The organism is Syntrophaceticus schinkii (assembly GCF_000946815.1).
In the GTDB taxonomy this organism is placed as follows: domain Bacteria; phylum Bacillota; class DSM-12270; order Thermacetogeniales; family Thermacetogeniaceae; genus Syntrophaceticus; species Syntrophaceticus schinkii.
On the sequence record NZ_CDRZ01000280.1, the window covers coordinates 1 to 13,816 of the forward strand.

The window sequence follows — 13,816 nt, forward strand, 5'->3', positions numbered from 1 at the left end:
TTTAGCCCATACATGGATAAGCTCAAACTCATCGTAGCCGCAAATAATTCCGCAGGTCACGATGAATAAGATATCGGTTAATCGATGCCATATCTTCCCTTCCATTCTACTATCGTTCAATCCGCTAAAATAATCAAAAAACTTCCCTTGATATAAGCTTTCGCTCATCAGTATCCCCTCCACATATACTTCTGAGCTATAGCTTAATTCATAGTTGGTTGATTGTCCAGCAACTTTTACACCCATTTACTTCCTACATGAATTTGCCGTGTCGAAACCCCTTACCCTTACCTCACCAGTTCGGCTTCTGCCGTATCGAGAATCTAATTCCTCTTATAGATGTGCAACATCATCCAGTTTCAGCAGTTCGTAAACAGCTCTCTGGCAACACTTTGCATTTCCTTGCGGTCGGCTTTGTCCTAATTATTCCGGACTGAATCAAAGCCCAGTTTCGGTAGAAAAATTTCTACCTCTCTGGTGTTTAATGGTGTGCGGATCTGCCGAATCATACCCCCTTAGATGGTACTGGGAAGAACATCAAGGCCTAATGTGTCATCATTTTTGATGCTGTGACTTAGAGAACGGCTCCAGACGACGCTTATGCCTCCCATGTCACAAACGCCGCTGGACTGCCTTTCTCATCCTGACCCCCAGGCAGGCCCCTTCTAATTTAATAAACCCCTCTCTTTATAAAAAAAGATTCTTCATATCCATCTCATAGCCCTGTGGATAAATTTTTGATATAGTAGAGAAAACAGGTGACCTGTTTGTAATAATATGCTCTGAAGCAAACAAATCATGAAAAAACCATATAGTTAATAGGTATAGTTATTGCAAACTTAATGTTGCCGTTCCTATACGTAAATACCTGGACATAAAAAAACAGTACACATAACTGAGAAGGAGACACGAAAAATGCTGCCCTCATATCCCTTACAAAACGAGCACTATATTAAGAAACTAAATGATAACATACTGCTGGAACGCCTATTGGATTCTTTTTCGACCATTACCAGAATGAATGTGGCAGTAACAGATGTTGACGGCAACTATCTGCTCACATCCAAAAAAGAAGAGGCGGAATTTTGTCGGTTGATCAAATCCACTTCCCAGGGCTTGGAACGCTGCTGCAGTTCCTATGCCCGCGCGGGCAGAGAAGCTGAAAAATGGAATGAACCTTATTTTTTTAAGTGTCATGCAGGTTTAATTGCGTGGGCCTGTCCTATTTTATTTGATGGAAGACATGAAGGTAATTTTATCTGCGGACAGGTTCTGATGTGGAAACTGGATCAGTACTACATCCAGGAGATCCTGGAGATTACGAAAAAGCTGGATATTGACAACACTAAACTGGAGAAAGCCGCAAAAAAACTGGATGTTATCTCGGCAGATCATATGCAGGCGGCTGCTGACCTTTTATTTGTAACTGCTAATTATTTTGCTCACAGCGGCACATCCACCCTTGATTACCAGCAACAGCTGCGCATAATCAGTTCTTGGCTCTGGAATGAGAACTATAATAAAAAGGTCCAAGAAACAGTAGAACAAGACATTATAGAATTGGAAAACGAACTCTTCAGGGAAATCCGGCTTTCCCATCAAGAATCATCCAGAGAACTGCTGAAAAAACTGGCTATCAAGTTCTTCACCCACAGCAGAGGCAAAATAGAAATCATCAAAGGGTTGAGCATTGAATTTATCAGTCTGTTGACGCGTTTTGCCACAGAGTGCGGCACAAAATTTGAGGAATCCATTCGCTACAGCTTCAAAAGGCTCAATGAATTAGAAGAAGCCGATACTGTGGAAAAGGTAATTCTCTGGCTGCTCACAACAGGAAACAGTTATATCGATCTGCTTACAGAAAAAGATACAGATCCCCAAGAAACAATAATTAATAATGCCATTTCTTATATCCTGACAAACTATCCTTCACAGGAGCTTTCTTTGCCGGTAATCGCCGACTACTGCCATATCAGCCCCTCCTATTTAAGCCGGATTTTTAAGGATAAAAAGGGATATACCATCACAGAACAGGTCAACAGGACACGAATCGAAGAAGCGAGGCACCTGTTACAGGTGTCCAATTCAACAATTGAGGAAATAGCAAAAATGGTGGGCTTCAGTGACCGGAGTTATTTTTGCAAGGTTTTTAAAAAACAAGTGGGTTTAAGTCCCAGCGATTATAAAAAGAGGTTTTAAGATATAAGATTTTTTACCAGATTAACCGTTTCCAGGGCATTGGGAGAGTAGCCATCGGCTCCGATAAACTCGGCAAAATTTTCGGATACTGGCCCTCCTCCCACAATTACCTTTAATGACCGACGCAGCCGTTTATTTTCTAATATTTCTATAATATTAGCCATTTCCCCCATGGTTGTGGTCAGCAGAGATGAAAGAGCAAGCACTGCGGGTTTATGCTCCACTACAGCTTGCAAAATTTCCTTTGCGGGCACATCAACCCCTAGATCAATGACTTCATAGCCATTCACCTGAAGAAATATTGCAACCATGTTTTTCCCAATATCATGAATGTCACCTGCAACAGTGGCGATCACAATCTTATGAGGATACTTGATGACCTGTGTGGAAAGATTCTTGATCATCGTAAGTCCTGTTTTGATGGGGCGCAGCGCAAAAAGCACATCAGGGATGTAAAAATCTGCCCCGCGAAACTCCTCAGCGATACGCTTACTCGCTGGAATAAGTGCATTGTCCATGATTTCCTGGGAGCTCATGTTGTTTTTTAACCCCAGTTCAATTAGACGTACTGTCTCCTGGGTATCGCCTTTCATAATTGATGTATTGAGCTCCTGTAAAATACTGCTGCGTTTAGGTTTCACCGTTCGTCACCGTCTTTGTTATTATTAATAATTTCTCGGTTTCTGCAAGAAGCTTTACCGCGGGGTCTTACTGCACCCTTTTCACAGCAGCTTGAATAGCACCTGCTACCGCGGTAGGGACAACCTGGCTGTTGTTATCGCATCCTGGGCTATAGCTTGAACAGCACCTGCTGCCAACATAAAAGCAAACCCTGATTAAAGGGATCAAAAATGCCGATATTGTATTTTGCCGGAGACGGTTTTCGCTCCGGCAAATTCTTTCCGCAATCAGGACTTAAGGGCCGCAATACGGCGCTGTAAAGCATCCTTGGTCCTCTCCAGCTCCGCTTCCTTCTCCCTTTCCTTCTCCACAACTTCGGGTGGTGCCTTGGCCAGAAACTGCTCATTCGCCAGCTTCTTCTGCACTCGCTGCAGCACCCCATCGATGGTTCGCTCCTCTTTTCCCAGGCGGGCGAGTTCTTTATCCAGGTCCACAAGTCCTGCCAGGGGCAGGTAGATTTCAGTTCCCCGCACCACTGCACTCAATGCCTGTTTCGGCTTTGCATGACCCGCACCTGTGATCTCCAACTCACAGTTGGCAAGGAGTTCGATATAGGATCTGTAATTGTTCAGCAGTTTGCTTTCCTCAGCAGCGGCAACCGCCACACACCTGACGGTTTTCCCCGGGTGGATCTTCATCTCCCCGCGCATATTCCTGATCCCGTGAATGGCCTCCATCAGAAACTCCATCAGGGCCTCACTTTCCTGATCGAGCTGCTCCGCATCCACACGCGGCCAGGAGGTGATTATAATGCTCTCTCCTGTATGGGGCAGGTACTGCCAGATCTCCTCGCTGAGGAAAGGCATGAAGGGATGCAGGAGTTCCATGGTATGAATCAGCACATGATGCAGTACAGTTTGAGCGGTAAGTTTACGCTCCGGGCCCTCCTTCTCGTATAGCCTCGGTTTGATCAATTCAATATACCAGTCGCAAAACTCACTCCAAATAAACTCATAGAGGATACGAGCAGCCTCACCGAGCTCATAGGCATCTAAATTGGCGGTTACAGCCTCAACAGTTTTATTAAACCTGCTCAAGATCCAGCGATCAGCCAGATCAAGCTGTTCGCGGTCATCCAGGTCAGCAGCATCTTGCAGGCGAAAATCCTCCAGGTTCATCATAGCGAAGCGAGAGGCATTCCACACCTTGTTGGCAAAGTTTCTGGTGCTTTCAACCTTCTCCCAGTAAAAGCGCAGGTCGTTCCCCGGGGTGTTCCCGGTAAGCAGGGTAAAGCGCAGGGTATCAGCCCCATACTTGTCGATGACCTCCAGTGGGTCAATACCATTGCGCAGGGATTTGCTCATTTTACGCCCCTTAGCATCCAGGATCAGGCCATGGATGAACACATCATGGAAGGGTACCTCCTGCATGAATTCAAGACCCATAAAGATCATCCGCGCCACCCAGAAGAAGATAATGTCTCTTCCGGTTACCAGCACAGATGTGGGGTAATAGAAGTCCAATTCTTTCGTTTTTTCTGGCCAACCCATGGTAGAAAAGGGCCACAAAGCAGAGCTGAACCAGGTATCCAATACATCTGGATCCTGCTCTAATTTGGTGCTGCCGCACTTGGTGCACTCCTGTGGATCATCGGCGGCGCAGATTACCTCATCACACTCCTGGCAGTACCAGACAGGGATGCGGTGTCCCCACCACAGCTGGCGGGAGATGCACCAGTCCCTAATGTCTTCCAGCCAGTTGAGGTAGATCTTTGTAAAGCGTTCCGGCACAAAACGGATTAGCCCGTCTCTCACCGCTTGCATCGCGGGTTCTGCCAGGGGCTTCATGCGCACAAACCACTGCTCTGACACCAGGGGTTCGATTGTGGTGCTGCAGCGGTAGCAGTGGCCCACAGCATGGGTATAATCCTCCACTTTCAGCAGCAAACCCAGATCCGAAAGATCCTGTACCACCTGATGGCGCGCCTCCTCCCTGGTCATCCCGGCATACTTGCCGGCCTCTGGGGTGAGCACACCATCCTTCCCGATCACAACAAGCTGTGGAAGGTTGTGACGGAGTCCCATCTCGAAGTCAGCAGGGTCGTGGGCAGGGGTTATCTTCACTGCTCCCGTTCCGAATGCGGGATCCACTGCCTCATCTGCAACAACCGGAATCTCGCGATTCATCAGGGGGAGGATCACCTTTTTGCCTACCAGTTTGCTGTAACGGCTGTCTTCAGGATGAACAGCAACCCCTGTATCCCCCATCATGGTTTCCGGGCGGGTTGTGGCCACTGTTATAAAGTCAGTGCCCCCATCCGCCGCGGGATAGTTGACATAATAAAGTTTAGAATCCTCATCTTCATGTTCCACTTCTATATCTGAAATGGTCGTATGGCACTTAGGGCACCAGTTGATAATATAGCTGCCCTTGTAGATCAGTCCCTTATCATAAAGGCGCTGGAAGACCTCCCGCACAGCATGGGAACACCCTTCATCCATGGTGAAGCGCTCCCGCTCCCAATCACAGGAGGCACCCAATCTCTTGAGCTGATTGATGATCTCCCCGCCGTACTCTTCCTTCCAGTCCCAAACACGCTCCAAAAACTTCTCACGGCCGAGGTCATGCTTGCCCAGGCCTTCTTTGCCCAGGTGTTCCTCCACCCGGGCCTGGGTGGCGATACCGGCGTGATCTGTACCCGGCATCCACAGGGCATTGAATCCCTGCATGCGCCGCCAGCGTATCAACACATCCTGAATGGTGTTGTCCAGGGCATGCCCCAGATGCAAAGAACCGGTGACATTGGGAGGAGGAATCACAATACAAAAGGGCTCTTCCCCATCGTCTGGTTCTGCATGAAAGTAATTATTCCGCACCCAGTAATCGTACCACTTCTCCTCTACCTGATGCGGGTCATATGTCTTCGGAATCAACTTTTCTATAGCCATTTTGTCCCCCTCACTCGCTTACAGTCCGCTCATACTCAATTCTTGTTTAATTGTACGTTTTCCCCACAACATTTGTCAACCAAGTTAGGGTGCACTGGGGACTGTCCCCCTTGCACGCGTTTCGCGCGAACATCCTTTTTCCACCGACCAACCACCGACCACTAACCACCAACTCCACCTGCCAGCCGTTTGATCAGGCGCTGCATCAGATAATAACCGCCCAGGTTGAGCAGGAGGATCAAAAGCACCAGAACAGCTGCTGTGGCAAAGGCGATGGAGAATTCACCGGTCTCCATGGCCACCAGGTAGAGGTGCATGGAGAGGGTGCGCCCCGGGCTGAAGATCGATTTGGGCACCAGCAGAGAACCGCCCAGGGTAAGCAGCAGAGCCGCGGTCTCACCGATCACACGGCCGACACCCAGGAGAGATGCTGTAAAGATCCCCGGCAGAGCGCTGGGCAGAACCACATGAACCACTGTATCCCACTTGCTCACACCCAAAGCCTGACTCCCCTCACGATAGGAGTTAGGAATGGCATGCAGTGCCTCCTCTGAAACCCGGATAATGATGGGCAGAATCATGCAGAAAGCGGTGAGAGAACCGGATAGAATCGACCAACCCCCGGTTAAGGGCCGCAGTAACACAACAAAGAAGGCAAAACCGAAAAGCCCGATTACAATGGAGGGAATCCCAGCCAGGGCATCTGTAAAGAACCTGATCACCCGCACTAAAGTGCCCTCACCGGTGAATTCGGTCAGGTAAACCGCCGCTCCCACACCCACAGGTACCGCCAAGAGCATGGTAAGTAAAGTGAAGTAGATGGTTCCCAGCAAAGGTGAAAAAACGCCCCCGGCACTCCCCATCTTGCGCGGATTCTCCAGGAAGAAGGAGATGCTTAACTTCCCCAATCCCTGCACCATGATATAACCGATAATCAGGACTAAAAAAGATACAGTGAGCAGAGCAGCACCCCAGATAAACCCTTCCGCTAACTTTTCTCGCACCTGCACACTCATCTGCCACTCACCCCCTTCCCAGCAATAAGCAGTGCAAAACTGTTCAACAGCATGATCACGAGAAAGAGCACCACACCTGTAGCAAACAGTGCCTGGGCATGCTCCCCGGAGGCATAAGCCATCTCCAACCCAATATTTCCGCTTAAGGTGCGAGCCGGTGAGAAGATGGAGCGGGGAAGAGCAGGTGCATTTCCAGCAACCATAAGGATCGCCATGGTTTCCCCGATGGCTCTGCCCATCCCCAGCACCACCCCGGCCATAATCCCGGTACGGGCAGCAGGAAGCGTATTGTGGATAATCGTCTGCCAGCGGGGTACACCCAGAGCATAAGAACCCTCTTTATATTCCCGCGGCACCGCCCGCAGGGCATCCTCAGAGATGCTCACAATTGTAGGCAGAATCATGATCCCCAACACCAGAGAAGCTGCTAAAATGCCAAAACCTGTCTTCATCTCCGGGGATAACACTCCCCCGAACCAATGTACAGCAATATAGCGCACCAGGGGCACAATAACCGTCATCCCGAATAACCCATAAACAACAGAGGGGATTCCCGCCAGCAGTTCCACCGCCCGGCGCGTCCACAGGGCGACTATCCCAGGTGCATACTCCGCCAGGAAAACCGCTGTGGTTACACCCAGAGGAACCCCAATGATCAAGGCCCCCAGAGTTACCGCCAGTGTACCGGCAACCATCGGCAAGATCCCAAATACCCCTTCCCCAGGCAGCCATTCCCTCCCAATAAGAAAGGAGAAAAACCCTGTTTTCTCCAAAAGGGGATACCCCTGAAGAAATACAAACAATCCCACCAGAACGACCACCAGGGTGGAAGCCATAGCACATATCAAAAGCAATTTCGAATAAAACCTTTCCTTCAATGACAGAACCATAAAGAATCTCCTAACTGGGGTCAGGCTTGAGTAATTTACTTATTTTGAGCCGTCAACCCTTTGTCACTCCCAGGTATAAGGCCATCATTTTACCACCTTCAGACCTCCGGCTTCCAACACCTGTTCCACTTCCAACATCCCACCTCGCACCTCTCGGTGTGTTCCCACTTCCCACCTCCCACCTCTCAAATAACAGTGGACAGATCTCTGTCACCTTCCTTTTTCCGACTTCCGGCTTCCAACTTCTATTTTCTATTCCCACTTCCAACCTCCCACCTCCCACATCTCATACAGCTGGTACAAAATCCTGGCCGACAATCCGCTGCCCTTCCGGGCTTAGTACAAAATCAATAAAGTTCCTGGCCATCCCCCGCGGCTCTTCCCTGGTCAAGTAGAAAAAGAAGCGCGCCAGCTTATAGGAACCGTTTTTAATTGTTTCTCTCCCAGGCAAAATGCCGTCCACAGCCACCACATTGACACTATTGTTAACATTACCCAGGGAAATGTAAGCAATGGCTTGGGGATCCGCGGCAACAGCAGTGCGCAGAGAACCTGTGGCATTCTGCACTCCCACCCTGCTGCTGATGTGGGAATCCTTCATCACCAAATTTTCAAAGGCACCGCGGGTTCCTGACCCTTCCTCCCGGGTGAAGGCATTGATCACCCCCTCCTTTCCCCCCAACTTCCTTCCAATTGGTAATCTCCCCCGCATAGATCCGGCGCACCTGTTCCAAAGTCAGGTTGTTCACCCGGTTCTCCGGGTTGACCACAAGGGCAATCCCATCGATAGCGATAGGGATCACCATCAGTCCGTTTTTCTCATCCCTTTCTAACTCCCTGGAGGAAGCCCCGATATCAGCAGTTCCCTCCCGTACCGCCTTGATCCCGGCGCTGGACCCACCACCCGCCACATTGATGGAAATCCTTGAGTTCTCTTTCATAAAGGCGTTGGCCAATTCCTCAGAAAGAAGGCTGTACAGAAGAGGAACCGGCGATATTGACGGTATTTGCCGGATTGGGGCGGGCACAGCCTCCCAGAATGACGAATATCATCAAGCTGATGAACAGTGCCACTACCCCACCCTTTGATCTATAAATCATCTCCAAATCCCCCTTCTGTTTGCCAACAGCACCCATTAATCATAGCGGCCAGTCTTGCCACCAACCAATCCTGCCCTTTATTGTATTTACCAAAGATTAAGGAATTATTAATCAAAGGTTATTCTTCTATAAATAAAAATCGCATCACAAAGGACTTAACCCACCTGATGCCCGATTGAACTTGTAACTTGTCCTGGAAATTGGCACCACTCATCCCTCACTAAAAAAGCGTTAATCTTAATAACGATATAACGATGTAAAATATTCTGGACACCCTTGCACTATTACCAAATAAAAAATGAGCCTGGTAACTTTTTACCAGACCCAACCATGTCTTAATAATAAATAAGCAGCCATTTAAAGGTTAAGTTCTTTGCGCTCACCCTTAACCATATAGTAAACCGACTCACCCACATTTGTGGCATGATCGGCAATCCGCTCCAGATATCTCGCAACAAAAAGAAGCTGTGCAGCCTGTTTGATGGTATGGGGGTCCTCCATCATGAAAACCAAAAGCTCCCGGAAAACCTGGTTATAAAGATCATCCACTTCATGGTCATAGTCGATCAAGCAGAGTACCATCTCTGGTTCCTCCTGAACATAAGCATCCAAACTGATTCTCGTCATCTTCTGGGTGATCTCCATCATCCGGGGGACATCGATCAGCGGCTTGAGCAGTGTCTGCCCAGAAATCCGCAGAGTTACCTTGGCAATATCGACAGCCAGATCTGCCATCCGCTCCAGGTCGGTGATAATCTTGATGGCCGTAGTAATCACGCGCAGATCCCGTGCCATAGGCTGTTGCAGAGCAAGAAGGCTTATACAGCAGTCTTCAATCTCCAGCATCAAATCATCAATGGCATCATCCCCGTCAACCACCTTCTGGGCCAATTCATCATCCCGCTGTTTAAGTGATTTCACAGCATGATAAATTGCTTCTTCTACCATAGTGCCCATCTTCAAAACATCTTCTTTCAGCACAGCAAGCTGTTCACTATAGGATTTTCTAGCCACAGGCCTTTCCCCCTTTCTTTTAGCCGAAACGGCCGGTAATGTAGTCCTCGGTCTCCTTCCTGGAGGGGTTGGTAAAAAGCTTATCGGTTTCACTGAACTCAATCAGGGACCCATCCAGCAGAAATGCAGTGTTTTGAGAGATCCTTGCCGCCTGCTGCATATTATGCGTGACAACAACAATAGTATAATCTTTTTTCAGCTCATCAATAAGATCTTCCACCCTGGCGGTAGAGATTGGATCTAAGGCTGAGCAGGGTTCATCCATGAGCAATACCTCAGGTTCCACCGCTAGAGCCCTGGCGATGCAGAGACGCTGCTGCTGGCCTCCTGATAGCTGGAAGGCAGATTTATGTAAACTGTCTTTGACCTCATCCCAGAGGGCAGCCTCATGCAAACTTTTTTCCACGATATCATTGATAACCATCCTGTCCCGGGTGCCGTGGCGGCGTGGGCCATAAGCAACATTCTCATAAATTGACTTAGGAAAAGGATTCGGCCTTTGAAAAACCATTCCCACCCGTTTGCGCAGCTCTACCACATCCAGTCCATTGCTGTATATATCACCCCCATCCAGCAAAATAGAACCTTCAATTTTCGCCCCTTGAATAAGATCGTTCATCCTGTTTAATGTTCTAAGCAAACTGGACTTACCGCACCCGGAAGGTCCAATCAAGGATGTCACCTGGTGAGAAGCAATATTCAAATTAATATTTTTCAGTACCTGGTTGGAACCATAATACAGATTCAGGTTGCGAATCTCAAACTTGTTCTCCATGTCTTCCTGCACCCCCTGTCTTGTCTGCGGGCAACGAAAAATAAAAACTGGAGCCCCTGCCAGGTTCACTCTCGGCCCAAACGCGGCCACCGTGGGCACTGACAATGTGTTTGACAATGGCCAGCCCCAAACCCGTTCCCCCCCAACTTCCTGCTCCTAGTTTTATCTACACGATAAAAACGCTCAAAAACACGGCTCAGGTCTTCAGCCGGGATACCGATCCCGCTATCCTTTACAACTACAACAACCTCTTCCTGGCCAGGCAGCAGACTGATCATTACTTGGCCACCCTCAGGTGTGTATTTCAAACTGTTGTCCATTAAATTTTCCAAACTCTGCCGGATCATATCGGAATCCGCCTGCACTATCACAGGCTGCTTCGGAAGTTCCGCTTTTAGAGAAAGACGCTTTTTCCGGAAGCGAGGCTCTAGCAGATCAATGATCTTTTTGATTTCTGAGGTCAGATCCAGGGGTATAAGCTGTGGTTCCACATCCCGAAACTCAATGCGGGAAAGCTCCAGAAGATCATTAACAAGCCTGCTCAGGCGATCCGCCTCCTCATTGATGATGTTCACAAACTCCTCTGCAGAACGGTGGTTGTAGAGAGCACCATCAAGAAGTGTTTCTGCAAAACCCTTGATTGAGGTCACCGGGGTTTTCAGCTCATGGGAAACATTGGCCACAAACTCAGCCCGCACCCTTTCCAATCGTCTGATTCTGGTAAGGTCATAGAGCACTACTACCACACCGGACCTTTTTTCCCCCTCCCCCAAGACAGGGGCGGCAGTTGCTTCGAGAATGCGTTCTTCAGGGTAAAATAGGGAGATTTCCGCACTCTGTATCTGCCACTCGCTGAAAACCATAGAAATCAAACTGCTCAAAGAATAGTTCTGGAGGGCTTCTACCTGTGATTTGCCCAGGATATCCCGGAGAAGAATACCCAGGGTTTCCTCTGCGGCAGGGTTAACCAAAACCACCTGTCCGCTGCTGTTTACCAGCAGCACACCACTTTCCATATTGACAAGAATGGCCTCCAGTCTGGCCTTGCTCTCTTCCAGAGCGCTGACAGTTTCCCTGATCTTATCGGAAAAGTCGTTCAGGGAGCGCGCTACCTCCCCCAGTTCATCCTGATTCCGGTATTTGACACGGGCATTCCAGTTGCCCTGGGCAAGCTGCCGCACCACCCGGGCAAATTCCCCCAGCGGGCGGGTAATCACCTGCACCAGCAGAAGCACCAAAGCCGTGCTTATAACAATAGCAAAGAACAGTGCTGCCAGGATTTGTTCTGTATTGCCGTAAGGCAAAGAGCGATAAAAAACAAGTCCTAAAAACAACACCACAGCCCCCAGGATAATAAGAAACCCCAGGGTCAGTCTAATGGTGATCCTGTTAAACCATCTGGTTGTTGAAACTTGTAACCCACCCCCCTTACAGTCTTAATATATACGGGACTGCCGGGATCGATCTCGATCTTCTCCCTCAGGTGCCTGATATGAACATCTACCACCCGGGTATCCCCGTAATAATCATAATCCCAAACCCTCTCTAAGATATGTTCTCTACTCAACACAAGCCCCGCATTCCGGCAGAGAAAAAGAAGCAGCTCAAATTCTCTGGGGGTCAATTCAACATCCTTGCCCCCACGCTGGACTTCATACTTCCCTGGATAGATAACCATGTCGCCAAAAGTCAAGGGCCCCTCCTCACTGGGCTTTCGCTGATCTGTACGGCGCAGTATCGCCTTCACCCGAGCAACCAATTCCCGGGGGCTGAACGGCTTGGTCAGGTAATCATCTGCTCCCAGCTCCAGCCCCAGAACTTTATCGATCTCCTCATCCTTGGCGGTCAACATTAATATTGGAGTTAAAATCTTCTCCTGACGCAGCAGACGGCAGAGAGCAAATCCGTCCATCTCCGGCATCATGATATCCAGAACAATCAGATCCGGTTTTTCTTGCCGGATAATTTCCCAGGCCTCCCGCCCATCCACAGCAGCTAGAGTATCAAAGCCCTCCTTCTGCAAATTATATGAAACAAGCTTCACAATAGCTTCTTCATCGTCTACTACAAGAATCCTGGGAGACATGTCTACCTCCTTATGTTTCCCTTTTCTCTCCTAATTCAATTTCTATACAAACAAATTTCATTATATTAACACCGTTATGTTGATCACCTTGGATATTACTTACCAGTTAAGATTTTTTCCACAAAAGCAGACGGCAAATCCTCCTCCTGGATAGCAATTGGAATTCTCATCTGACAAATGATATCAATAACTTCACCAGATCCCCCAGACAGTAAACCTGTTGTGCTCCCCGTTTTCGAGTATCTTCCTGCACAACCTGTAAAGCAAGGTGATTACCATGAATATCTGCTATTTTGCCAATTTTCATTTATTTCCTCCTTATTTTATTATATCAAATTTAAAACCACTTCTATCAATGACCACCCAGGGTGGTTTTCCCGCGGCTTGCTCCAATCCGGTTTCTTGCTCAGTCCTGCTGCAACCCGATTCCCTCCTGCACCTGCGAGACAGTCATCGCAACTGCTCACCCAGATTGATTCTCACATGATTATTTAATTTCATTGTCATTATAAATCTGGCAGGTTAACACTGCTTTAGAGTTATGTTAAAAAAGGTGACACTTTTATTAAGACAATGTTAAGCTGCCGAGATCATGGAGATCATGAGGACGGCTCGTGCTCTCTTTTCGAGCAATAAAACAGATCCTTTTCTAACGACCAACCATTTATCATCAAGTATTAGCAAGCCTCATCCCAGCTATCCGAGATATCTGCTCCCCATGCAGCAGTACAGGCAATAAACCAGTCTGCACCTGATATTCTGAATATATCGGCGAAATTGGGAGATCAGGAGAACCGTCAGACTGTGTGACAACTCCCCAAATCACCAGTTCAGCAGCCATAAAGGAGACATGACTGAAATAGCAGGATAATTGGTGTCCCTTATCCCTAAAAACAACCGAAATTTGGTCATAAGTGGGGGGATGGAAAGAGGCAAAATGGTTTTTCACACAGTCTGCCGTCCCCGTGATCTTCGTGATCTTTTTCAGGCAAACCACTTGTAATATTCTCCACCACACGTATAATATTTATTAACACGGGCAAAACGGTAGGTATTTGGATTTAAAATGTAGGACGGCAGGACGGCAGCATATAGGAGGATTTTTGTCAGCACTCCTAGGAGTGTATTGTTTTTTATATGACCAGCTGCGGCCGCCTGTTTCTGGA

At 48.3% G+C, this 13,816-nt stretch carries 15 protein-coding genes and 1 pseudogene; 1 reads left to right on the forward strand and 15 read right to left on the reverse strand.

The annotated features are described in order from the left end of the window. Positions 1 to 246 (reverse strand): transposase family protein (locus tag SSCH_RS17800; RefSeq protein ID WP_232294501.1); only part of this gene is annotated, 246 nt, incomplete at its 3' end. A gap of 669 nt (positions 247 to 915) precedes the next feature. Between SSCH_RS17800 and SSCH_RS14265 the strand changes: the two genes are divergently transcribed. Beyond that, on the forward strand, positions 916 to 2,199 hold the full coding sequence (locus SSCH_RS14265; protein ID WP_044666065.1) for a PocR ligand-binding domain-containing protein: 1,284 nt from the start codon (positions 916 to 918) through the stop codon (positions 2,197 to 2,199). Here SSCH_RS14265 and SSCH_RS14270 read toward each other — a convergent pair. The 14 genes and pseudogenes from SSCH_RS14270 to SSCH_RS14320 form a co-directional block, all read right to left on the reverse strand. Further along, complete coding sequence (locus SSCH_RS14270; RefSeq protein ID WP_052835694.1) at positions 2,196 to 2,840, reverse strand: cobalamin B12-binding domain-containing protein; 645 nt, start codon at positions 2,838 to 2,840, stop codon at positions 2,196 to 2,198. The two genes, SSCH_RS14265 and SSCH_RS14270, sit on opposite strands and share 4 nt — an antisense overlap. Positions 2,841 to 3,107: 267 nt before the next feature. Further along, positions 3,108 to 5,768 carry a valine--tRNA ligase gene (locus tag SSCH_RS14275; RefSeq protein WP_044666067.1) on the reverse strand — a complete coding sequence of 887 codons (2,661 nt, stop codon included), beginning with the start codon at positions 5,766 to 5,768 and terminating at the stop codon, positions 3,108 to 3,110. 161 nt (positions 5,769 to 5,929) lie between these two features. Beyond that, positions 5,930 to 6,784 (reverse strand): phosphate ABC transporter permease PstA, encoded by an 855-nt coding sequence (gene pstA / locus SSCH_RS14280; RefSeq protein WP_044666068.1) that lies wholly within the window; start codon positions 6,782 to 6,784, stop codon positions 5,930 to 5,932. Continuing rightward, the gene (pstC, locus tag SSCH_RS14285; protein ID WP_044666069.1) at positions 6,781 to 7,674 is read right to left on the reverse strand and encodes a phosphate ABC transporter permease subunit PstC; all 894 of its coding nucleotides are present in this window, start codon (positions 7,672 to 7,674) and stop codon (positions 6,781 to 6,783) included. Before pstC ends, pstA begins: the two co-directional genes overlap by 4 nt. Positions 7,675 to 7,726: 52 nt before the next feature. Then, positions 7,727 to 7,936: a hypothetical protein gene (locus tag SSCH_RS14290; RefSeq protein ID WP_156972325.1), complete on the reverse strand. Its 210-nt coding sequence runs from the start codon at positions 7,934 to 7,936 to the stop codon at positions 7,727 to 7,729. Positions 7,937 to 7,960: 24 nt separating this feature from the next. Beyond that, positions 7,961 to 8,615, reverse strand: a pseudogene (locus SSCH_RS22135) (phosphate ABC transporter substrate-binding protein). A 19-nt stretch (positions 8,616 to 8,634) separates the two neighbouring features. After that, a complete protein-coding gene (locus SSCH_RS19615; protein ID WP_198142514.1) occupies positions 8,635 to 8,775 on the reverse strand; it encodes a hypothetical protein in 141 nt (46 codons plus the stop codon). A 357-nt stretch (positions 8,776 to 9,132) separates the two neighbouring features. Next, positions 9,133 to 9,789, reverse strand: coding sequence for a phosphate signaling complex protein PhoU (gene phoU / locus SSCH_RS14300; RefSeq protein ID WP_044666071.1), 657 nt, complete (start codon positions 9,787 to 9,789; stop codon positions 9,133 to 9,135). Positions 9,790 to 9,808: 19 nt separating this feature from the next. After that, complete coding sequence (gene pstB / locus SSCH_RS14305; protein ID WP_044666072.1) at positions 9,809 to 10,564, reverse strand: phosphate ABC transporter ATP-binding protein PstB; 756 nt, start codon at positions 10,562 to 10,564, stop codon at positions 9,809 to 9,811. Next, entirely contained in the window at positions 10,548 to 10,694 is a 147-nt protein-coding gene (locus tag SSCH_RS22140) for an ATP-binding protein (RefSeq protein ID WP_198142515.1), read from the reverse strand. Before SSCH_RS22140 ends, pstB begins: the two co-directional genes overlap by 17 nt. Beyond that, the gene (locus SSCH_RS14310; RefSeq protein ID WP_052835695.1) at positions 10,630 to 11,898 is read right to left on the reverse strand and encodes a sensor histidine kinase; all 1,269 of its coding nucleotides are present in this window, start codon (positions 11,896 to 11,898) and stop codon (positions 10,630 to 10,632) included. The genes SSCH_RS22140 and SSCH_RS14310 overlap by 65 nt, the downstream gene beginning before the upstream one ends. Positions 11,899 to 11,933: 35 nt before the next feature. Continuing rightward, positions 11,934 to 12,650 (reverse strand): response regulator transcription factor, encoded by a 717-nt coding sequence (locus tag SSCH_RS14315; protein WP_044666073.1) that lies wholly within the window; start codon positions 12,648 to 12,650, stop codon positions 11,934 to 11,936. A gap of 166 nt (positions 12,651 to 12,816) precedes the next feature. Then, positions 12,817 to 12,957: a hypothetical protein gene (locus tag SSCH_RS18480; protein WP_156972326.1), complete on the reverse strand. Its 141-nt coding sequence runs from the start codon at positions 12,955 to 12,957 to the stop codon at positions 12,817 to 12,819. A 363-nt stretch (positions 12,958 to 13,320) separates the two neighbouring features. Next, positions 13,321 to 13,599, reverse strand: a complete 279-nt coding sequence (locus SSCH_RS14320; protein WP_156972327.1) for a hypothetical protein — start codon at positions 13,597 to 13,599, stop codon at positions 13,321 to 13,323. Positions 13,600 to 13,816 lie beyond the last annotated feature (217 nt).